Source organism: Pseudidiomarina terrestris (genome assembly GCF_030466405.1).
GTDB lineage: Bacteria > Pseudomonadota > Gammaproteobacteria > Enterobacterales > Alteromonadaceae > Pseudidiomarina > Pseudidiomarina terrestris.
This window is the reverse complement of record NZ_JAGGJF010000001.1, coordinates 450,016-470,026: the sequence shown is the minus strand read 5'-3', so window position 1 is coordinate 470,026 and position 20,011 is coordinate 450,016. Positions and strand designations below refer to the sequence as shown.

The following is a 20,011-nucleotide window of genomic DNA, read 5'->3' as shown; positions in this document are numbered from 1 at the left end:
TGACGCGCGTTCTAGCGTGTTAATCGCACGATAAAGCTCGAAAAATCAGACGTTATTACCTAAACTATCACCATCATGCGTTCAATTTATCAGGGTTAACGCTTTTGTGATGCGATTTATACTCAGCTGTCTTGTCAGTTTTACCTTACTTGGCTGCAGTCCACCTAAAGATGACGTGGTAATTGTAGGTAATGCTTGGCTGGGCGCCATGCCGATCTATACGCTCGCTGCAGTTGACCCCGAGCTTATCCCGCCAGGTCTGAAAACCGTGATGCTGGCTTCAGATGTAAGCGTAATGCGTATGCTGGGCAACGAGGCCGTAAGTGGTGCCTTTGTAACTCTGGATAACGCCCTCAGCGTCAATACCTTCACCGATGGTGACTATTGCATTGCCATGGTGCTCGACCGTTCCATGGGTGCCGATGCGGTGATGGTGCAGAATGATTGGCAGCCGCAGGCCAAAGAACCCATCACGGTAGGTCTTGAAGATAGTACTATCGCCCGTTACATGCTGTCGCGCTGGTTAACCCTGCATGACCTGAACATGACCGATGTCACGACGCGAATTCTGTTGCCGACCCAACACCTTGACGCATTCAGCGAGCGAAAAGTGGACGCTATTATCACTTATCAACCTTTTATCGAGAAACTGCGTGAAAGTGGAGCGAAAGTCATTTTTGACTCTTCGCATCCGGATGTCTCAGTGGTGGATATCTTGATTTTACATAAGGCGGCCTGGTCCAGGGCCAAACCGTTGGTGCAGCGGTTAAAGCAAAGTCTCTGGCCGCAGGCGTTGGCGCAGTTACAGGAGCGTGAGCAGGAGTTCTGGCAGGGGCTTATTGAGTTAACCGGTAGCTCTACAGAAGAGCTGGAAAAGGCCCTGCAAGGGGTGCATTTTGTGACGCGTTCCGAGCAACAGAGTGCGCTTGAGCGTGTGTTGCAAAAGGATATGCCCGCCACGGCGAACTACCTGGTTGCCAGCGGTATGCATGATGCCGTGGTGCCACTGACCGAATGCGGAGCTATGGAATGAGGCGTTTGCATTGGTGGAATAAGCTCTCTGTGCAGTTAACCATACCGGTCGTGGTGGCGATCTTTGCCATCGTCCTCGGGTTGATGTACTTCCTTATTAACGCACAGCAAAAAACTGCGTTGAGCTCAGCCCGACTGGAGTTACTCAGTAACCTGACCATGGCACAGGGCTCGTTTAACCGCATGTACACCGCCGACCGTGAGACTTCAATTCCAGAGCTGCTAAGTGAGATGCACGTCCACCCGCGGTTGGCGAATGCGGCAATCGTTGATGTCAGTGGTAGCATTGTTGCTGGCTATGAACCACACCAAGTCAGTGGCCAGCTGCAACATCTATTAGGTGACCTTGATCAGTTAACGTTGTCGCAAGTCGCCTATAGCGGCAAAACCTTTATTGAGTTCCATCCCGAACACGATCACTTTATTGCTATTGCGCCGATTTTTGAAAGCATCAGGGTTTCCCAACGGACTCAGCGTAACTTGTTGGTGGCAGAATACCGTCATTCCTCAGATTGGTATTTACTGGAAAGACTGCCTTGGGTACCCCTTAGTTTACTCATGTTGCTGTTACTGGTGGTCGGCGTTGCGTTATGGTGGGGCTTGCAACGACTTGTTGTCAGACCAGCCGAGCAACTGGCCTTCGCAGTCTCACAATTCGGTGATGGTGATGCCTCGACCGCGCCCTTGCCGACCCGACTCCCCAATGAATTTGGTGTGCTGGCCCAGCGATTTAAACTGGCCATACGCGAGCGCAGGAAGCGTGAAACTCAGTTGCGCAAACTTTCGGCTGCGGTAGAACAAGCCAATGAAAGCATTATGATTACCGACCTGGATGGGAAGATTGAGTACGTGAACCCGGCCTTTGAACGTACCACAGGCTACAGTGCGGCAGAAATTATCGGTGAAAACCCCCGCATTCTGTCCTCCGGACGTACCCCGGAAGAGGACTATCAGCAGCTTTGGAGCAACTTGGTCGAAGGAGAGATCTGGCAGGGCGAGCTGTATAACCGCACCAAGCAAGGCCAGGAGTTTCGGGAATGGGCAACGGTTTCGCCGCTGCGTGACGAGCACGGACGAATTACACATTATTTAGCGAGTAAAACAAATATTACTGAGCGCGTCGAAGCTGAAGCGAAGGTGGAATATCTGGCTTATTACGACGCACTTACAGAATTACCCAATCGCACCAGCTGTATTGAGCATTTAGCGCAGCAGCTGGAGGAACTTCCTCGCGGTGGTCAGGGTTCAGTGGTTTTATTTGACCTGGACGGCTTGCAACGTATCAACGACGTGCGCGGTTTCCAGTTTGGCGATGCTATTTTGAAAACCACGGCCAGCCGGATTCGAGGTTTGGTCGCGGACGAAGACGGTGCTTTTGTGGCCAATCTGGGCGGCGATTTATTTGCGGTATTACTCTCTGCCAAACAGGCCTCACAGGAGTCTGTGCTTGCGGATACCCAGATGCTGGTAAAATTAGTACTGGCCGAAATTGGTCAGCCAATTTTGATCCAGAGTGAACAGGTATCCGTGACTGCCAGTGCGGGCATTGTGATTTATCAGGAGTGCGCCGAATCCGCAGACGCCATCATCCGACATGCAGAAACAGCCGTGCACACGGCGAAGGATGCTGGCGGTAACCAAACTGCAGTCTATGACGTGTCTTACAGTACTGAACTTGAGAAGCGTTACGAGATTGAACGTGAACTGCGACTGGCTCTGAACGACAGTGGCCTTGAGCTTTATTTACAACCCCAGGTCAGAGAAAACGGTGAACTAGTGGGTGCGGAAGTGTTGTTGCGCTGGAATCACCCCTCACGCGGCATGGTATCGCCGGCAGATTTCATAGCGGTTGCAGAGCAAACTGACCTCATCGTCGACTTGGGCAAGTGGATTGTTCGCGCTGCGCTCGCCGAACTTAAACGATTGCCGGCACCGCTAACGTTGGCCATTAACATCAGTCCACGGCAGTTCCGGAAGTACGACTTTGTTTACTTCATTGAACATGAGTTACAGCAAAGTGGTGCAGATCCGAGTCGGTTGATTTTAGAGGTCACCGAGAACCTGTTTGTCGAAGACCTTGGCGACATCATTAGTAAAATGGAGGCGCTGCAGCAAAGCGGTGTGCAATTCTCTATTGATGATTTTGGCACAGGTTACTCATCACTCTCCTATTTGCAACGTCTGCCATTGCAAGAGCTCAAAATCGATAAAAGCTTCGTGCAGGCAGTAGGCAACCAGGAGCAACAAGCTATTGTCGATTCGATTGTCGCCATTGCCAGTAACTTACGCTTGCGCATCGTTGCTGAAGGTGTGGAAACCCAGGAACAGGTGGATTATCTTGCCCGCCATGATGCAGACATGGTGCTGCAGGGCTATTTATTCGATAAGCCGCTGCCGATAGAAGACTTCCATAGGAACTACTTTACGAGCTAAAAAAACTTTCGTTCAGGAGGTTCCTATGGGGACTTGCCGGCTGCGGATGTTAGCTGACGTTATGCTCTGCGGCGACTTTATCAAAATACTGCAGCGCGTGCTTCGCATACTCCCTTTTCGCCAGATAGTTGGCCGGGAAAAAGTTCTTTTTGAAGCCATACGCGACCATATCTTTTAGCCGTTTCAGTGGCACCTCTGCGGTTTGCAGAGCAAGTTCGTATTCGCGGGTGACTGTAGTGCGGGACACCAGTCTGTTATCGGTGCAGATGACGGTTGCCAGGCGATGCGCATACATGTGCTTAAAGTTATGCTGAGTGACATCGCCAATGGCCGGGTTGGTCTGCAGGTTACTGGTGATACAGACCTCTACCGCGATCCGCCGATCAGCAATGAAAGAGGCTAATTTGTTGGCGTAGCTCTCTTTGTCAGTAATCGTCGGGTCCTGAATCATTTCCGGCGAAAACAAAGAGTAGCCGTGGCCCAGGCGATCTGCATAGCACTGGGTCAATGCCTCGAAGATACTTTCCGCACCATAAGCTTCACCGGCATGGACGGTTTTCAGCAAAAAGTTTTGATGGGCATACTCATAGACCTCTTTGAACTCATGCGCAGGGTATCCCATTTCCTGACCAGCAATATCCAGGCCGACAATAGGCAAACCTTCTTCGTCGCGTAAACGAATACTGGCGCGTATCATTTCCATGGCGGCGATTTTGATCACATGCTTTGGTTGGTGGTCACGCAGGGTCTGAAATAACTGGGTGTAATAAGGCGAAAACCCTTTTTTGCCGAACATGCGCATGGCGCAGTTGATAATGCCGTAATCGAACGGGGGCTTGCTGCCGTTGCGGACTTCTTCCTGGCCGTTGTATTCCTCTTTGGCGCGTTTGAGCCCAGCATTGGTGGTGTGCATGACTCTGTCAAAGTCGATACCGCGACTGGGATCCATCATCAATTGTGGCGCGAAACGTACTTCGATATAGATAACGCCTTCGGCCAGATTATCCATTGCCAGCTCGTAGGCGGCTTGCTCAAGATTTTCCATATCGCGCAGGACAGCACAGGTGTATTGAAAACCATTTAAGTATTCGCCAAGGTTGTTATAACTCTCTTTGAAAACTTTTTCGTAAAGACCTTCGACGGTATAGGAGGGCAGCTCAACGCCACTGCGCTTCGCCATTTCTATCAAGCCATCGGGTCGCAAACTGCCATCAAGATGTAAATGGAGATCTGCCTTTGGCATCGCTTTAAGAAAGGCTTCAGAATAACGCTTTGACATAAGGACTCCTACTGTAAGTTTGCGTTAGTATAGCAAAATAGAGCTTTGCAATCAGCGCTTAAACTCAGTATAAATCTGAAGTACAGTGCGCAATTAACCAACCAGACGACATACCTATGGCTTCACTTTACTACACCTATTCGGCGATGAACGCAGGTAAGAGTACCTCGCTGTTACAAGTTGCCCACAACTATGAAGAACGCGACCAGCGTGTGCTGTTGCTGACGCCGGCGATCGATGAACGCGCGGGCAAAGGCAAAATCGCATCGCGCTTAGGAATTGACCGGCAAGCATTAGCCTTCACCAGCAGTACTGATCTCGCTGCGCTCATAGAAGCACGCAACGGGCAAGATCCGGTGGATTGCGTGCTCATTGATGAGGCGCAGTTCCTGACTGAAACCCAGGTATGGCAGCTGACCGATGTTGTGGATCGCATTGATATTCCGGTCATGTGTTACGGCATCCGTACCGATGCTTTTGGACAGGCCTTTCCGGGCAGTGCAGTGCTGCTCGCGGTAGCGGATAAAGTCAGTGAGATGAAAACCATTTGCTCCTGTGGACGCAAAGCGACCATGAATCTGCGCATCGATGAAAATGGCGATGCGGTTAAAGTGGGTGAGCAAATTGCAATTGGTGGCAATGACCGGTACATCTCTTGCTGCCGCAAGCATTGGAAGGAGAAACTCGGGCTGCGTTAAGTCATCACTCGATTAACTCATCTGATTCAGTGTTTTGCGCGTCGTCTGCTATGCTTAAAATGGTAGTCAAAGATCAGGAGGTTATATGGGGTCAGTGCCGCTGCCTACGAATGAGCAGGCTCGTCTACAACTCCTGCACCAACTTGACATTCTGGATACTGAAGCAGATCCAATTTTTGACCGGATCACAGCTTTGGTGAAAGAAGTTCTCGGCGCTGATGCGGCTTTGATCACGCTGGTCGACGAAGAGCGTCAATGGTTCAAAGCTAAAGTGGGATTTGATGAGCCGGAAACCCCGCGCGAGGTTTCGTTCTGCACCCACGTGGTTGCGGCGGGCGAGACCGTTATCGTTGAAAATGCCATCGATGATGAGCGCTTTAGTGAGAATCCCTACGTGACGGCCGAAGGCGGTGTGCGGTCTTATGCTGGCGCTCCGATTACCTTATATAACGATTACCATTTGGGCAGTTTGTGCGTTATTTCCCAAACCCCTTATAAATTTCCTCCCTCAAAAATTCGTTATCTGGAAGTATTAGCGGAGTGGGTATCGGAAACGATTACTGCTCGCTACGAACTGGAAAACTATCATGCTGAACAGCAAGTGCTCGCGCACGGACCGGTCTGCGCTGTGGTATGGCGAGTCGAACCCGACGTCCATCTGAGTTATGTGGCCGAAAATGCCGAGCGAGTGCTGGGCTACGGCAACGATTACCTTCTGCGTGAGGATGTCAACTACGAGTCCATCGTCCACCCTGATGAACGTGAGGAACTGTTAAGCCGTATGCACGCTGTTCTCGATGGAGACGAAGACATTCTGGAAATGGATTATCGGGTGGTCGGCGAGCAAGATGACAGCACGACGATTCGCTGGATTCATCATTATGCGCGGGTGGATAAAGATACAGAGGGTAATGTACTACGGGTGCGTGGCTACTTACTTGATGACAGCAAGGGTAAAGAGCTCGAATTAGCGCTGCTTGAAGCCAATCAGAATTTTGAGCTGGCGCTGGCTGCCGGCGAGTTCTTTAACTGGTCGTGGACGATCCCAACGGATAAACTGACGCTGAGCCACTCGTGGTGGGCCCTTGCTGGCTATACAGCTGAACAAGAGCGGCAACTGGACTGGCGAACACTGGTGCACCCAGATGATATAGAGAAAATGCAAGAACAGATGAGCGCGCATGCAAAAGGCGTGACGCATCGCTTCGATGCACGGTTTCGTGTGCGCCATCGGGCAGGTCACTATTTGTGGCTTCACAGTGTTGGAAAAATTATCGCTCGTGACGCCCAGGGGCGTCCACTGAAAATGATGGGCATTCATCACGATATTACTCAGTTGATTGCCAGTGAAAAAGTCCTTGAGCAGCAGGCTGAGGTTCTGGAGCTCGTATCACACGTGCAAAATGAGTTTATGCTGGCAAAAAACTTTAGCGAGGTTTGTGATTTCGCACTGCCTAAACTGATGACCATGACCGACAGTAAGGTCGGTTTTATCGGTGAGTTACCTGCTCACTCGCAACAGCGAAATCTAGTGCTGGCCCACGGCTTGAGGCTCGGTAGCATAGAGCACAAATCAGAGTCGATGCAGCAACTGATTCAGCAGTCGCTGGAGGTCGAGGTGGGGGGCGATGTACTGCGCTCTGTGTTAGTGCGCGGCGAACCCGAGTTTTATCATGAGCCGCTGTCCGAGCAGGACCTGACGTTAAAGCCGCTGGTGCTACCGGACCTGAATAACGCTCTGGTCATGCCACTTTACTTTAAGCGCGACGTGGTTGGACTGATGGTGCTGGCCAATACTGATGGGCATTACAGACAAGAGTATCTGGGTCTGTTGCGACCCATGTTGGATACCTTAGGAACGCTGATGCATATGCGGCGGATGGATGAAGAACGCAGACAGGCGGTGGAAGAGCTACGCAAATTAGCCACCACTGACGAGTTGACCGGGGTAGCCAACCGGCGCGTGTTCTGGGAGGCCATGAGTAAACGATTTGATGAGTTTAAGCGTTACCAGGTGCCCATGACCGTTGCTGTTATCGATCTGGATCATTTTAAAAGCGTCAATGACAACTACGGTCATGCTGCAGGTGATCAGGTGCTACGCGAATTCTGTCATCGTGCGGAGAAGCAACTGCGCGACATGGACTTATTCGGTCGACTTGGCGGTGAGGAATTTGCGATACTATTTACGCATACCGAGGTTGATGCTGCGACGACGGCGTTGGAGCGTATTCGGAAAGCGATCGCCGAGAAGTCCTTTAAGGTTGAAGGAGAGGAGATCTCGGTTACCATCAGCGCCGGTATTGCCGAGGTTCGAAAAGACGACGAAAAACTCGATCATTGGATGGCACGGGCGGATGAAGCGCTCTACAAAGCAAAAGCCAAGGGTCGCAACCAATGTGTGACTGTAACTAAAGACTAGAGCAGTTATACTACCCATATTAAGATCCACTTTTCTGAAGTTAAGAGGTTTTCATGCAACAGCTTTCTCTTCCTCGTCCAGATGACTGGCATTTACACCTGCGTGACAATGAACTGTTGGCGACCACGGTTCCCGCCAGTGCTTCCGTATTCGGGCGGGCGGTGATCATGCCAAATCTGGTACCGCCAGTTACTGACGCACAGCAGGCCATGGCCTACCGGGAACGGATTATGGCAGAGGTTCCAGCAGGGGCCGATTTTCAACCGTTAATGGCGCTTTATCTGACCCAACAAACCTCGCGTGTGCAGGTTGAGGAAGCCGCCGCCGATGAAAATATTATTGGCTTTAAGCTTTATCCGTCGGGCGCGACCACCAATTCGGCAGCGGGCGTCACTGATATCGAAGCTTTAGACCATGTTTTTGCGGCAATGGCAGAGCTAAAGGTTCCCTTGCTGGTGCATGGTGAAGTGACGACAGCAGATATTGACATATTCGACCGCGAAAAAGTGTTCATCGACACCAAACTGCGACCGTTAATGGAGCGCCATCCACAGCTTAAACTTATACTTGAACACATCACCACCAGTGATGCCGTGGCTTTTGTCGAAAGTATGGGCGCCAATGTCGCGGCCACCATTACGCCACAGCACCTGTTGATGAACCGTAACGATCTGCTGGTGGGCGGCGTACGGCCACATAACTATTGTTTGCCAATTCTCAAGCGGCGGGAACATCAGCTGGCGCTGCAGAAAGCTGCGGTTTCAGGTAGCCCTAAGTTCTTTCTGGGGACTGACTCTGCACCCCATGCACAGTCGAAGAAAGAGGCCGCCTGTGGATGTGCCGGATGTTATTCTGCGCCAGCTGCGCTGGAGCTCTACGCTGAATTTTTTGAGCGCATGGACGCGTTGGATAAGTTAGCTGATTTTGCCAGCCACTTTGGCGCTGATTTCTACGGCTATCCACGTGCAACTGAGACCGTCACGCTGCGGCGCGAGCCCTGGCAGGTTGCCGCCACTATCGATACCGCTGTAGGGCCGATGGTTCCTTATTGGGCGAACGAAACCCTGAACTGGCAAGTGGAGAAGTAAAACAAAAATAAAACAAGTACCTTTTACATATAACAGTGCTTGTTTTTCAGGCGGAAAGTGTCAAACTTACGTTAAGAAGTCGAGTCCAGGCTTTAATAAAAATTATAAAATGAACAGGGACTGAGATTTGTTTAATTTCCTTCGTGCGCGCAAGTCGAACCAGCTCATCCTTACCTTTGCTATTCGCAAGGGTAAGGTGCATCTCGTGGTCGTAGAGCCTCAGGCTGACGGTCCGCCAAGCCTCGTCGTTTCTGATGAGCGTGACGCCAAAGATAATGATTTCGCGACCGCTATTCAGCAGTTGGCTCATGAGTACGCGCGTTATTGCCGTGGCCAGCCCAGGCTATCGCTGGTGCTGGGCAGTGGTTTTTACCAGAGTGTCGCACTCGATCGACCGAACCTTCCTGAAGACGAAATTGCCACAAGCCTGCGCTACAACCTGCGTGATCTTATTGATGTTGAGCCGGAAAATTGCATCGCGGATTATTATGAACTTCCTGTGCAGCTGCCCGGGCACGACAAAATTCACGCCATCGCCGCCAATAAATCTCAGCTGGAGCAGATTTTGCCAGCGATCCACGACGTCTCAGATAATGTTATCGGGATTTTTGCTGAAGAACAGGCGATAAGGGAAATGTTTACATCGGTTTCAGAGCCGGCGGTGTTGGTTTATCAGCAACCGCAGCAGGCTGCATTATTGCAGGTTTATCGTGAGGGAGTTCTGCAGGTCAACCGTTCTGTTCGGGCCTTGGAAAATATCAGTGAGCTTAGCATTGAAGAAGTTCGTATGGGTGGCTTGCAACCCTTAAGCGTCGAAATCCAGCGCTCGGCGGACTACTTCGAGCGGCAACTGCGGCAGCGGCCGATTACTGACGTGGTGCTGGCAATGGCGATGAGTAAAAATGAAGAAGTGTTGGCTAAATTACATGAAGATTTGGGACTGACCGCCAACTGGGCCGAGTATCCAGCATGGGCAAGCGAGTTGGGCGCCGGGGACTACAGTGACTTTGCGGCTCTGGGCGGCGCTTTGATGTCGTGCAAGTTAGAGGGGAGAGCGTAAATGAAAACATTCGCTAACCTCTATGTACCTGAGTTACGGCCCAACCGTGAATGGTTAACGTTACAACGTTTTGTCGTCACGGCAGTGTCCTTGATTGCGGTGTTCGTGGTGGCCTGGCTGGTGCTCAAGTTTATTGCCGGGCAACAGCAAGCAGCCTTCGTTGCCAGTGTTACGCAAGCCAACCAAATTGAAGTTCAGCTGCGCCAGCGCCAGGCGGCTCTTGAACAAGCACTGAACGACAGCTCCCTTAATGAAGAACTGGAGAGCGTGCAACACCGGCTCACGTTGCGGCAACGCCTGCTGGTGCAAATGCAGCAGCTTACGGGGAGAAACAGCGTGAGTTTCTCGCAACTCCTGGTCGATCTTGCCGCTGCCGATGAACACGCCATCTGGTTGCATCGGATTTTGCTGCAAGATCAGGCGTTGACGCTGCAGGGGGTAACGTTGGAACCTCAGCAATTACCGGCCTGGCTGGCGGATTTCAGCCAATATCCAACCCTTAAGGATCGGCCTTTCGGTGTATTTGAGCTTCGTGATGAAGGTGAGCGAGGCTTGCGTTTTACTGTCGGTCACTTGCAGCATAGTCGCGACGTTCAGGCCGTTTCGGGGAGCATGCAATGAAAGCGAGATGGCAGCAGTTACAACTAAAATTCAATGAGCTGCCCCTTAGCCGGCGCAAGTTCTGGTTTGTGCTGACCCTGATATTTATCGCTTATCTGGGCTTATGGGTAGCGCTACTGCCGACCTGGCAAACCTATAAAACCGAGCAAACCAAACTGAAGCAGCAGCAATCACGGGTGGAGTTGTTGCAGCAACAACTGCAGGCCGTAGAAATTCGTCTGGCAGGGGATCCGCAAGCGCCGCTACGAACTAAATTAAGTGAGCTGGAGCAGCGTTTAGCACAGCTGAATAGCAGGCTCCGGGCTGAAACCAATTATGTGAGTGCGGCAGATAATCGACAACTGTTAAAGGCGTTGTTGGGCAGCGCCGGCGCGCTCGAAGTACAGTCGGCTCAGGCATTGCCAGCTGAGCGTGTCTACGGTGATGGCGAGGCGACCGCCGGAGCCATCTACAAACATCGATTGCAGCTGATTTTGCGCGGTGACTACAATGAAATCTACCGCTATTTCTTAAAGCTGGAACAATTGCCCTGGTCGTTCTACTGGCAGCGCATGGACTATGAAGTCAAAGAACACCCGGATGCGACACTGTTATTAGAAATATACACTCTTAGCCTGGAGCGTGATTATGTTGCGAGTTAACGCCTGGCTCCTGACCAGCTGTTTTGTCGTATCAGCGGCCGCAGCGCAAGAGCTGAATGATCCGACCCAGCCGCCGCAAAACCGCGCAGCTGCACAGCAACAGGCCCAGCTTACTGATTTACGTCTTAACGCTATCCAACAGCGGCCCTCAGGTTTCACGGCCTATATCAATGGGCAGCGGATAGTGGAAGGCGAACACTTACCACCGTACACCATAACAAAAATCACAATGAACCACGTGATCGTGCGCGATGCCGCAAATGGCAGCGAATTTAAATTATCACTTTACACGCAGAATCCGTTAACGACCGAGTCTGCGTCGGGTTCAGGGGGACAGAACTAATGCGGATTGCCACTCTTATTGCAGCAACCATGGTTGTATCAGCGTGTGCGCATCAACCTGAGCGCAAACCGGTAGAGGCACAACAGGCCTTAAACCCGGCTGCCCAATTGCAAGAGTCTGCACGACCACCACTGCCTGATTCGGTTCGCGAAACTCTCCGACCATCGGCGTTTGAGACTCGTAATGCCAGTGAGCAGCTGCTCGCGGAGCCACGGTTTTCGGTAAACGCCAATGGTATTGCGGCAGCCGAGTTCTTTGGCGGGCTCGCCGCCGACTCGCCCTATAATATTGTGGTTCATCCTGAGGTGAGCGGTACCATTACCGTCAGCTTGAAAGAGGTGACCTTGATGGAAACCCTGGACGTCATCTCTGATATCTATGGTTACGACATTAAGCATGAAAGACGGATGATTCGGGTTTTCCCGGCAGGCTTGCGCACTGAAACTATTGCTCTTGATTACCTGGCTTTGCAACGTATGGGTCTGTCGCAGACCCGGGTGAGTTCGGGCGGGGTTAAAGACAACGATGATCAAAATGGTCTTTATGGCGGTGGTACCTACAACAATGCCTTACTTGGTAATCAGGGTGGACTTGCCGGCCAGGGCAACTTAGCGAATCGTGGTCTGAATGGCATGAATAACGGCATGCAAACCAATGGTTCATCGATTTCTACTCAATCTGAAACTGACCTCTGGGGCGATCTTAAAGAAATTGTTCAGGGTATCGTGGGCGAGGGCGATGGCCGGCGGGTGGTGGTATCACCGCAAGCAGGCCTGGTGACCGTGACTGCGTTGCCGGGTGAGCTGCGGGCCGCACGCGAGTTTCTTGCCACTGCGCAAGAACGCTTGCAGCGCCAGGTGATTTTAGAGGCTCGCATTGTTGAAGTCGCACTGAACGATAATTATCAGCAAGGCATCAACTGGAGCGACTTGTTCAGCCTTGGGAACGCCAACGGCAGTATTGGTTTCAGCGGTGGTAGTGTGAGTGGCACCAATGGTGTCTTTGGTATGTCACTGGATGTTGGTGATTTCAGCGGCGTTCTGAACTTACTGCAGGATCAGGGCAATGTGCAAGTTCTGTCAAATCCCCGGGTAAGTGCCAGTAATAACCAGAAAGCTGTGATTAAAATTGGTGAAGATGAGTATTTCGTCACCGATGTTTCAACTACAACGGTGACCGGCACTGCCACGACATCGACACCGAATATTGAGTTAACACCATTCTTCTCGGGGATTTCACTGGATATCACTCCGCAAATAAGTGATAACGGCGAAGTGATTTTGCATGTGCACCCTTCAGTGGTTGAGACCACCGAGCAAAATAAGACCATTACCCTCAATCAGGAGTCGTTTATCCTGCCTTTAGCACAAAGCAATATTCGCGAAAGCGATACCATTGTCCGTGCGCGTAATGGAGAAATTGTGGTGTTGGGTGGCCTGATGCAGACCAGTTATACGGACAATGAATCCAAAGCCCCGGTCCTCGGTGATATTCCGGTGGTCGGTAACTTGTTCAAAAACAAGCGGCGTACGGAACAGAAAAAAGAGTTAGTTATCCTTATTCGACCAGTGGTTGTAGGTGTAGACACCTGGAAACAAGAACTTGAGCGCTCCAGCGACTTGCTGAAACGCTGGTACAACGAGTAACCGATAAACATTATGTATCAAACGCATTACGGATTGACAGAACTGCCCTTTACGCTGACCCCGAACACCAGTTTTTACTGCGATCTCGAGGGTCACCGTTCTGCGTTTGAGGTTTTGCTCACCGCCCTTGAGGCGGGTGAAGGTTTTATTAAAGTCGTCGGTGAAGTGGGCACTGGAAAAACCCTATTGTGCCGCAAGCTCCTCAATGAGCTGCCTGACCATTACGTGACCGCCTATATTCCTAATCCGTACCTGACACCGAGCGAAATGCGCGCGCATATTGCTCGCGAGCTCCAGGTTGAGCCGCCTGCTGAGCAAAGTGAGCAGTTACTAACGCAGGCGATCCAGGAACGACTGGTGGAGATCAGCCGGGCCGGGCAGATCGCTGTAATTGTTGTTGATGAAGCACAAGCCCTGCCGGCAGAAAGTCTGGAAGCTTTGCGATTAATTTCGAATCTGGAAACAGAGACACGCAAGCTTTTACATATTGTCCTGTTCGGCCAGCCGGAACTTGATGAGCGGCTAGCTACCCGGGAGCATCGCCAGCTACGCCAACGCGTCACCTTTAGCTACTCATTGCAGGCGATGAGCCCAACCGAACTTGCCCGCTACATATCGCATCGCTTGCATATCGCCGGTTATCAGGGCGCTCCGGTTTTTTCCAGCCGGGTGGTGAAAATGTTACATCAGTCCAGTCGCGGCATTCCCCGACTGGCGAATGTGCTCTGCCACAAAGTGCTTATGCTCTGTTATGGTGAGGGCTGTTATCAGGTCACGCCGCGGCACGTGCGCTTTGCGGTCGCCGATACTGAGGATGTTGCCTTACCCTCGCGGACATGGCTCTGGTGGAGCCTGGCGGGAGTCGGAGGCGTAGCTGTAGCACTGCTATGGTCGTGGCAGCAGGGCTGGCTGACGGAGTATCTATCATGAGTGTAATTAACCGCATGTTGCGCGATTTAGATCAGCGAAAACAGCAGGAGCGCAAAGGCAATCTTACCCCTGCTGCGGCAGCTCCTGGTGGCTTTCCTTGGGCGTGGTTGCTGGGCATATTTGTAGTCGTGGCGATTAGCGTGGTCGCTTTCATGGCAATTTATGACAGCATGTCCGGCTCGGAACCAGATTTGCGTGTACAGTCGACGCCAGCACCGATCAAAGGGGCTGAGCAGGAGCCAACATCGCTAGCTGCAGCGCCAGAGACAGCGGCCGCGGAGCAACAGAGTACGCCTGCCCCGCAAGCGGTGCAACCTCAGCGCCAATTGATGCCAGCGCCGGTGAATGCGCAAACAGGATCCAACCTTGCAACAGAGTCTGAACCGCAACAGTCTCAGCCAGAGCAGCTAACTCGGCCACAGCAAACGCCTGGCCCGGAGCAACAGTCCGGGGCCGGTCAAAAAATGACTACTGAACCGCAGTCGGGCGACGCGGGGGGCGAAGCCGTTGACGCCAGCAGTGGCACCATGAAGGTTACCCGGGTTGAATTAAGTGCTGAAGAGTTAGCGGAAGTAAAACTCAACCAGGCCAGAGAAGCTTTACAAAACGGCGAGCGCCAGCGCGCAGGAAGTTTACTTGAGCAAGTGATTGCGCTGGCTCCTGAGCACGTTGATGCGCGAAGTGAACTCGCCGCGTACTGGTATGGTCGCGGACGCGTCGCATCGGCGGTTGCGGTCCTTGAAGAAGGCTTACAGCGACAGCCACTGCAAACGCGCTGGCAAATACTTTACGCCCGCATCATGTTGGAAAGTGGCAGCTATGGAAAGCTGCTTTCGGTGCTTAGCGAAATTCCCGCAAATACGCCTGAAACCTCGGATTTACTACAAATGCGTGCGACCGCCGCAAGTGAGCTTGGGCGCTACGGTGAGGCCGCTGCTGATTACCAGCGCCTGGCTGAGCGCACTCAGGAAGGTCGTTGGTGGCTGGCTGCAGCCGTGGCCTACGAGGATGCCGAGCAACCCAAAGCTGCCTTAAACAGCTATCAGCATGCGCTCGAAGACGCTGACCTGAGTCAGGATGCGAGACGTTATGCCTTGCAGCGACAATACGTTTTAGGAGGCCAATAAGTATGCGACCTCGTTTAAAAATGCGCCTTGGCGACCTGCTGGTGCAAGAGAACATTATCACTGAGTCGCAACTGAAACAGGCGCTTGATGATCAGCGCACCAACGGGCGTAAGCTTGGGGTAACTCTGGTTGATATGGGCTTCATTGGCGAACAGGAGCTGCTTGAGTTCCTTGCGCGCCAGTTGAATATTCCTTTTGTCGAGTTGAGCGAACGCAAAATCGCCGATGATGTCGTGAATTTACTGCCTGAGATTCAGGCACGCCGGCATCGGGCGTTGGTGGTTGAGGCAGATGATAGCGAAGCTTTAGTTGCAATGAGTGATCCCGCAGATTTAGCCGCGGTGGATGCCATCAGTCAGTTTTTGCAACCGCGCTCGATTAAGCTCGCCGTCGCACCTGATCATGAACTATTGGAAGCCTTTGATAACCTTTACCGGCGCACCAAAGACATCGCCCAATTTGCGAGCCAGCTGCAAACCGAGTACGAACAGGATGAAGTGGTCGACCTCGCGGCATTGTCCCTTGAAGATGAGGGTGATGACGCAACAGTTGCGAAATTGCTGCAGTCCATCTTCGCTGACGCGGTACAGGTGCGGGCTTCGGATATCCACATTGAGCCGGATGACCGCTCGTTACGGATCCGGATGCGCGTGGATGGTATGTTGCAGGAGAACGTGCTGAACGAGACCACTATCGCCAGTGCTTTAGTGCTGCGCCTCAAGCTGATGGCAGGGCTGGATATCTCCGAGAAACGGATGCCGCAGGATGGCCGGTTTCATATCAAAGTGCGGGATCACGCAATTGATGTACGGATGGCGACGATGCCCGTGCAATATGGCGAGTCCTGCGTCATGCGCTTATTGGATCAGTCAGCGGGTATTCTGGATCTTGAACAGACCGGATTACCTGAGAACCTACTCGAGCGCGTTCGCAACCTGATCCATAAACCTTACGGCATGCTGCTCGTCACTGGCCCTACTGGATCAGGTAAAACCACCACTTTGTATGGTGTGCTGAATGAATTAAACAAAGCTGAAAAGAAGATCATTACTGTTGAAGACCCGGTTGAATACCGGTTGCCGCGCATTTCGCAAGTGCAGGTGAACAGTAAAATTGGGCTGAGCTTTTCGCGGGTACTGCGTACCACCTTACGCCAGGACCCGGATATCATTATGGTCGGTGAGATGCGCGATGGTGAAACCGTTGAAATTGGCCTTCGCGGCGCGATCACCGGTCACCTGGTGCTGACGACTCTGCACACCAACGACTCCATTACCAGCGCGTTGCGCTTAATCGACATGGGGGCTGCGCCGTATCTGGTTGGCGCCGCAGTACGCGGGGTGCTGGCGCAACGCTTAATTCGCAAAGTATGTGATAGCTGTAAGACCGAAACCACCGTTGAGCCTGCCGATCTGACCTTGATCCGGCATATGGCACCGGATGTCCCCGCTGATGGTAGCGGCTTCGTCAAAGGAAAAGGCTGCCGCAATTGCAACCATACCGGCTACAAGGGCCGCATTGGGGTATTTGAATTACTGGAATTAAACGAAGCCATGATCAATGCCCTGCGTGACTCCAATATGCGTGAGTTCGCCAGCGCCGCCAGAGCTGCCGAGAATTTCCGGCCGCTGGCGCTGGCCGCACTGGACTATGCCCGTGAGGGGATTACCAGCATTGATGAGGTTCTGTTCCTGGCCGAAACTGTAGAAGAGGAAGAATTACGTAGCATCGTCGATGAGGCCGAGGAGACAGCCCATGGCTGAGTTTAGCTACCGCGGTCGCGATGCTTCAGGAGAGCTGGTCACCGGAGCGTTGGAAGCTGCGTCCGAGCGGGTCGCCGCGGATACTCTGATCCGCCGCGGTGTGACGCCACTTACCATAGCGCCTCGCAGCAATGAAGTTTCGCGCGGGTCAGGCTTGCGGCTATTTGATGAAAAAATCGATCTCGATGATCTGATTGTCTTCACCCGCCAAATGTACTCGCTGACGAAGGCGGGTATTCCCTTGTTGCGCGCCATTGACGGGCTGGCCGTCAATAGTCCGAAACGGCGTATGCGGGAAGTGCTGGGTGATGTGGTCGAACAGCTGGAACGTGGACGTGAGCTCTCTGTTGCCATGGGAGCGCATCCCAAAGTCTTTCCACGCTTGCTGGTCGCTGTGGTGCATGTGGGGGAAAATACGGGGCAGCTGGAAGAGGCATTTCAACAGCTTTCGGATTACCTGGGCCGGGAGCAGGACACGCGTAAGCAAGTCAAGTCAGCATTGCGATACCCAATGTTTATCGTTTCTGCATTGGTGGTCGCAATGTTTATTTTGAATATCTGGGTGATTCCGACGTTTGCCCGTATGTTCGAGCAATTTAACGCGGAACTGCCGTTACCCACACAAATTCTGATTGGCGTGTCGAATTTCTTCGTCGACTGGTGGCCATTGATGCTGTTAGCAATTGTGGCGGCTATTTTTGCGTTGAATCGTTTTAAAACCAGTGAAACAGGTCGAGTTAAATGGGATCGCTGGAAAACGCGTATGCCGATCTTTGGCGATATTGTTTTGCGTAGTTTGCTGTCGCGCTTTTCCCGTAGTTTTTCGGTGATGTTGCGGGCCGGAGTGCCGCTGACTCAGTCGCTACATTTAGTTGCTGACGCGGTAGATAACTATTGGATGCATGACCGCATTGAGGAAATGCGCCGTACCATTGAAAAAGGCGAAGGTCTGACCCGCGCAGCGCAAGGTACGAATTTGTTTACACCACTTGTCATGCAGATGATAAGCGTCGGCGAAGAAACCGGGCGGGTTGATGAATTACTCAATGAAGTGGCGGATTACTATGAACGCGAAGTCGATTACGATTTAAAAAGCCTGACTGCCCGCATCGAGCCTATTCTGCTGGTGCTGGTAGCAGTGATGGTGGCGATTATGGCGCTGGGAATATTCACACCGATGTGGGACATGATGGATGCTTACAAAGGTCGTTAATCAACGTATTTATGAACAACAAAATGGTGAAGAGGACATTATTATGAACCCCGAGCAAGCGACTCAAGAGCGCGGCTTTACCTTGATCGAGTTGATAATCGTCATTGTCATTCTCGGTCTCTTAGCTGCATCGGCCTTGCCACGCTTTACCAGCGTCAGTGCTGACGCTGAAGATGCGGCGTTAGAAGGTGTAGCGGGAGGCTTCGCCAGTGCGGTCAGCCTGGTCCGCGCAGAATGGGAGCTACGCGGCCGTCCCAAAGGTAACAATGTGGGTGCCGGAGCAGTGATCGTGATGGATGGCGTCCCCGTAAACGTTGACGGAAGCACCGGTTATCCGGTCAGCGGGAATACTAATCCGGATGCTCATGATCAGAACATGAGCAGTGAGGACTGCCGCACCATTATGCAGGCCATCCTCCAGGGCGCACCGACGGCGACGGCAAACTATGCCCTGCTTGGCGAAAATCGTTATTACGTGGCACGGGAAAATAATGGTACTAACGATATATGTGTGTACTTTTTAGCAAACACCATTAAAAATCTTGGCTCAGCCCCTGCTGGTAATGATTACTTAAGCGTGGGCAATGCTTTTGTTTATAACCCTCGCACCGGTGGTGTGAGCATTTTTAGTAATAATTAAATCGCCGCTTGCAAAACGCATTATGGAAGGCATGATAGTCGTAACAGGAGAACGGAATGAATACACAAAAAGGTTTTACGCTGATCGAGCTGATCATTGTTATCGTGGTACTTGGTATCCTAGCGGTGACTGCAGCTCCGCAATTTATCAATTTCTCGAGTGATGCTCGTGAAAGCACTTTGAAAGGCTTGCAGGCGAGCATGAAATCCGCGGTTGAGCTGAGCTACGCCAAGGCTGCCATCGATGGCAAACTAGCGGGTGAAAACACGGTACCGACCAACTCGTCGACTGTGGTTATTGCCATCGCCAATGGTTATCCGAAAGCGGCAGCGATTGCCACAGCGGCCGGCGCTGGTAGCGACTGGACCTTTGCCGAGAAAACCGCGGGAGATTATGCAGGCGGAACGAACGGTGTCTACGTGGGTACACTGGCAAGTCTTGCTGCAGCAGGTTCCACGGCGACTGAAATTGAGGCCACAAACTGTTATATTACGTACGAAGATAATGCCGACGATACAGGGAAACCACTGCCTGTTGCTACCGTTTCGGGTTGTTAATTTTTTTTGAGTCCATGGAGAAGTAGTTATGAAACGTCAACAAGGTTTTACGTTAATTGAGTTAATCATCGTGATTGTTGTGCTCGGTATCTTAGCGGTTACTGCAGCGCCACAGTTCATTAATTTTTCGTCGGACGCACGTGAGTCTACGGTGAAAGGTGCACAAGCATCTATTCAGGGCGCCATGCAGCTGGTGTATGCACGCAGCCTGGTAAATGGCACAGAAGATGAAGGAACTTCAACAGTGACCACAGAAGGCGGTGTTGTCGATACTGTATACGGTTACCCGGCGGCGGCAGTGAACGGTATCGATCGCGCGGCAGGTCTTGGTACTGACTGGTCTCGTTATGACAGTGGCACCACTCCGGCGACGAATTCTGCATCAGAAGTTGCGTTTGCGCCTACCGGACAAACTCCAGATTTCTCCGGTGCGGACAGCTGTCATGTTCTCTACACTCAGGCTGCTGATGAAGATACCCCAGCAACTGTAGTTGTGGATGTCAGGGGCTGTTAATTCT

At 52.0% G+C, this 20,011-nt stretch carries 18 protein-coding genes; 17 read left to right on the top strand and 1 reads right to left on the bottom strand.

All coding sequences use genetic code 11. The features are described 5' to 3' along the window. The first annotated feature begins 109 nt into the window (after positions 1 to 109). Together J6J34_RS02195 and J6J34_RS02190 are read left to right on the top strand one after the other, a co-directional pair. Positions 110 to 1,033, top strand: a complete 924-nt coding sequence (locus tag J6J34_RS02195; RefSeq protein WP_470383459.1) for an ABC transporter substrate-binding protein — start codon at positions 110 to 112, stop codon at positions 1,031 to 1,033. Further along, the gene (locus J6J34_RS02190; protein WP_301719365.1) at positions 1,030 to 3,465 is read left to right on the top strand and encodes a putative bifunctional diguanylate cyclase/phosphodiesterase; all 2,436 of its coding nucleotides are present in this window, start codon (positions 1,030 to 1,032) and stop codon (positions 3,463 to 3,465) included. The genes J6J34_RS02195 and J6J34_RS02190 overlap by 4 nt, the downstream gene beginning before the upstream one ends. Positions 3,466 to 3,514: 49 nt before the next feature. Here J6J34_RS02190 and J6J34_RS02185 read toward each other — a convergent pair whose 3' ends face one another. Beyond that, a complete protein-coding gene (locus tag J6J34_RS02185; RefSeq protein WP_301719366.1) occupies positions 3,515 to 4,744 on the bottom strand; it encodes an adenosine deaminase family protein in 1,230 nt (409 codons plus the stop codon). A gap of 116 nt (positions 4,745 to 4,860) precedes the next feature. Here J6J34_RS02185 and J6J34_RS02180 point away from each other — a divergent pair, with 116 nt between their 5' ends. The 15 genes from J6J34_RS02180 to J6J34_RS02110 all read left to right on the top strand — a co-directional run bounded on the left by J6J34_RS02180 (position 4,861) and on the right by J6J34_RS02110 (position 20,007). Continuing rightward, positions 4,861 to 5,442: a thymidine kinase gene (locus J6J34_RS02180; RefSeq protein ID WP_301719367.1), complete on the top strand. Its 582-nt coding sequence runs from the start codon at positions 4,861 to 4,863 to the stop codon at positions 5,440 to 5,442. 85 nt (positions 5,443 to 5,527) lie between these two features. After that, entirely contained in the window at positions 5,528 to 7,864 is a 2,337-nt protein-coding gene (locus J6J34_RS02175) for a sensor domain-containing diguanylate cyclase (RefSeq protein ID WP_301719368.1), read from the top strand. Between the two features lie 53 nt (positions 7,865 to 7,917). Next, entirely contained in the window at positions 7,918 to 8,952 is a 1,035-nt protein-coding gene (pyrC, locus tag J6J34_RS02170; RefSeq protein ID WP_301719369.1) for a dihydroorotase, read from the top strand. A 205-nt stretch (positions 8,953 to 9,157) separates the two neighbouring features. Further along, the gene (locus J6J34_RS02165; RefSeq protein WP_301898426.1) at positions 9,158 to 10,012 is read left to right on the top strand and encodes a hypothetical protein; all 855 of its coding nucleotides are present in this window, start codon (positions 9,158 to 9,160) and stop codon (positions 10,010 to 10,012) included. Continuing rightward, a complete protein-coding gene (locus J6J34_RS02160) occupies positions 10,013 to 10,633 on the top strand; it encodes a hypothetical protein (protein WP_301719371.1) in 621 nt (206 codons plus the stop codon). After that, positions 10,630 to 11,274 (top strand): hypothetical protein, encoded by a 645-nt coding sequence (locus J6J34_RS02155; RefSeq protein WP_301719372.1) that lies wholly within the window; start codon positions 10,630 to 10,632, stop codon positions 11,272 to 11,274. The genes J6J34_RS02160 and J6J34_RS02155 overlap by 4 nt, the downstream gene beginning before the upstream one ends. After that, positions 11,261 to 11,617 (top strand): hypothetical protein, encoded by a 357-nt coding sequence (locus J6J34_RS02150; RefSeq protein ID WP_301719374.1) that lies wholly within the window; start codon positions 11,261 to 11,263, stop codon positions 11,615 to 11,617. Before J6J34_RS02155 ends, J6J34_RS02150 begins: the two co-directional genes overlap by 14 nt. After that, complete coding sequence (gene mshL, locus J6J34_RS02145; RefSeq protein WP_301719376.1) at positions 11,617 to 13,263, top strand: pilus (MSHA type) biogenesis protein MshL; 1,647 nt, start codon at positions 11,617 to 11,619, stop codon at positions 13,261 to 13,263. Before J6J34_RS02150 ends, mshL begins: the two co-directional genes overlap by 1 nt. A gap of 12 nt (positions 13,264 to 13,275) precedes the next feature. Next, a complete protein-coding gene (locus J6J34_RS02140; RefSeq protein WP_301898425.1) occupies positions 13,276 to 14,193 on the top strand; it encodes an ExeA family protein in 918 nt (305 codons plus the stop codon). Continuing rightward, positions 14,190 to 15,320 (top strand): tetratricopeptide repeat protein, encoded by a 1,131-nt coding sequence (locus J6J34_RS02135; RefSeq protein ID WP_301898424.1) that lies wholly within the window; start codon positions 14,190 to 14,192, stop codon positions 15,318 to 15,320. The genes J6J34_RS02140 and J6J34_RS02135 overlap by 4 nt, the downstream gene beginning before the upstream one ends. Positions 15,321 to 15,322: 2 nt before the next feature. Beyond that, positions 15,323 to 17,083: a GspE/PulE family protein gene (locus tag J6J34_RS02130; protein WP_301898423.1), complete on the top strand. Its 1,761-nt coding sequence runs from the start codon at positions 15,323 to 15,325 to the stop codon at positions 17,081 to 17,083. Beyond that, positions 17,076 to 18,296 (top strand): type II secretion system F family protein, encoded by a 1,221-nt coding sequence (locus J6J34_RS02125; protein ID WP_301898422.1) that lies wholly within the window; start codon positions 17,076 to 17,078, stop codon positions 18,294 to 18,296. The genes J6J34_RS02130 and J6J34_RS02125 overlap by 8 nt, the downstream gene beginning before the upstream one ends. Continuing rightward, on the top strand, positions 18,277 to 18,936 hold the full coding sequence (locus J6J34_RS02120) for a prepilin-type N-terminal cleavage/methylation domain-containing protein (RefSeq protein ID WP_418055158.1): 660 nt from the start codon (positions 18,277 to 18,279) through the stop codon (positions 18,934 to 18,936). The genes J6J34_RS02125 and J6J34_RS02120 overlap by 20 nt, the downstream gene beginning before the upstream one ends. A 56-nt stretch (positions 18,937 to 18,992) precedes the next feature. Then, positions 18,993 to 19,493, top strand: coding sequence for a type II secretion system protein (locus J6J34_RS02115; RefSeq protein ID WP_301719385.1), 501 nt, complete (start codon positions 18,993 to 18,995; stop codon positions 19,491 to 19,493). Between the two features lie 28 nt (positions 19,494 to 19,521). Continuing rightward, positions 19,522 to 20,007 carry a type II secretion system protein gene (locus J6J34_RS02110; protein ID WP_301898421.1) on the top strand — a complete coding sequence of 162 codons (486 nt, stop codon included), beginning with the start codon at positions 19,522 to 19,524 and terminating at the stop codon, positions 20,005 to 20,007. The last annotated feature ends 4 nt before the right edge of the window (positions 20,008 to 20,011 follow it).

Coding starts and splice junctions, on each gene's coding strand:
- J6J34_RS02195 (WP_470383459.1), top strand. CDS start 110: ATGCGATTTATACTCAGCTGTCTTGTCAGTTTTACCTTACTTGGCTGC.
- J6J34_RS02190 (WP_301719365.1), top strand. CDS start 1,030: ATGAGGCGTTTGCATTGGTGGAATAAGCTCTCTGTGCAGTTAACCATA.
- J6J34_RS02185 (WP_301719366.1), bottom strand. CDS start 4,744: ATGTCAAAGCGTTATTCTGAAGCCTTTCTTAAAGCGATGCCAAAGGCA.
- J6J34_RS02180 (WP_301719367.1), top strand. CDS start 4,861: ATGGCTTCACTTTACTACACCTATTCGGCGATGAACGCAGGTAAGAGT.
- J6J34_RS02175 (WP_301719368.1), top strand. CDS start 5,528: ATGGGGTCAGTGCCGCTGCCTACGAATGAGCAGGCTCGTCTACAACTC.
- pyrC (WP_301719369.1), top strand. CDS start 7,918: ATGCAACAGCTTTCTCTTCCTCGTCCAGATGACTGGCATTTACACCTG.
- J6J34_RS02160 (WP_301719371.1), top strand. CDS start 10,013: ATGAAAACATTCGCTAACCTCTATGTACCTGAGTTACGGCCCAACCGT.
- J6J34_RS02155 (WP_301719372.1), top strand. CDS start 10,630: ATGAAAGCGAGATGGCAGCAGTTACAACTAAAATTCAATGAGCTGCCC.
- J6J34_RS02150 (WP_301719374.1), top strand. CDS start 11,261: ATGTTGCGAGTTAACGCCTGGCTCCTGACCAGCTGTTTTGTCGTATCA.
- mshL (WP_301719376.1), top strand. CDS start 11,617: ATGCGGATTGCCACTCTTATTGCAGCAACCATGGTTGTATCAGCGTGT.
- J6J34_RS02140 (WP_301898425.1), top strand. CDS start 13,276: ATGTATCAAACGCATTACGGATTGACAGAACTGCCCTTTACGCTGACC.
- J6J34_RS02135 (WP_301898424.1), top strand. CDS start 14,190: ATGAGTGTAATTAACCGCATGTTGCGCGATTTAGATCAGCGAAAACAG.
- J6J34_RS02130 (WP_301898423.1), top strand. CDS start 15,323: ATGCGACCTCGTTTAAAAATGCGCCTTGGCGACCTGCTGGTGCAAGAG.
- J6J34_RS02125 (WP_301898422.1), top strand. CDS start 17,076: ATGGCTGAGTTTAGCTACCGCGGTCGCGATGCTTCAGGAGAGCTGGTC.
- J6J34_RS02120 (WP_418055158.1), top strand. CDS start 18,277: ATGCTTACAAAGGTCGTTAATCAACGTATTTATGAACAACAAAATGGT.
- J6J34_RS02115 (WP_301719385.1), top strand. CDS start 18,993: ATGAATACACAAAAAGGTTTTACGCTGATCGAGCTGATCATTGTTATC.
- J6J34_RS02110 (WP_301898421.1), top strand. CDS start 19,522: ATGAAACGTCAACAAGGTTTTACGTTAATTGAGTTAATCATCGTGATT.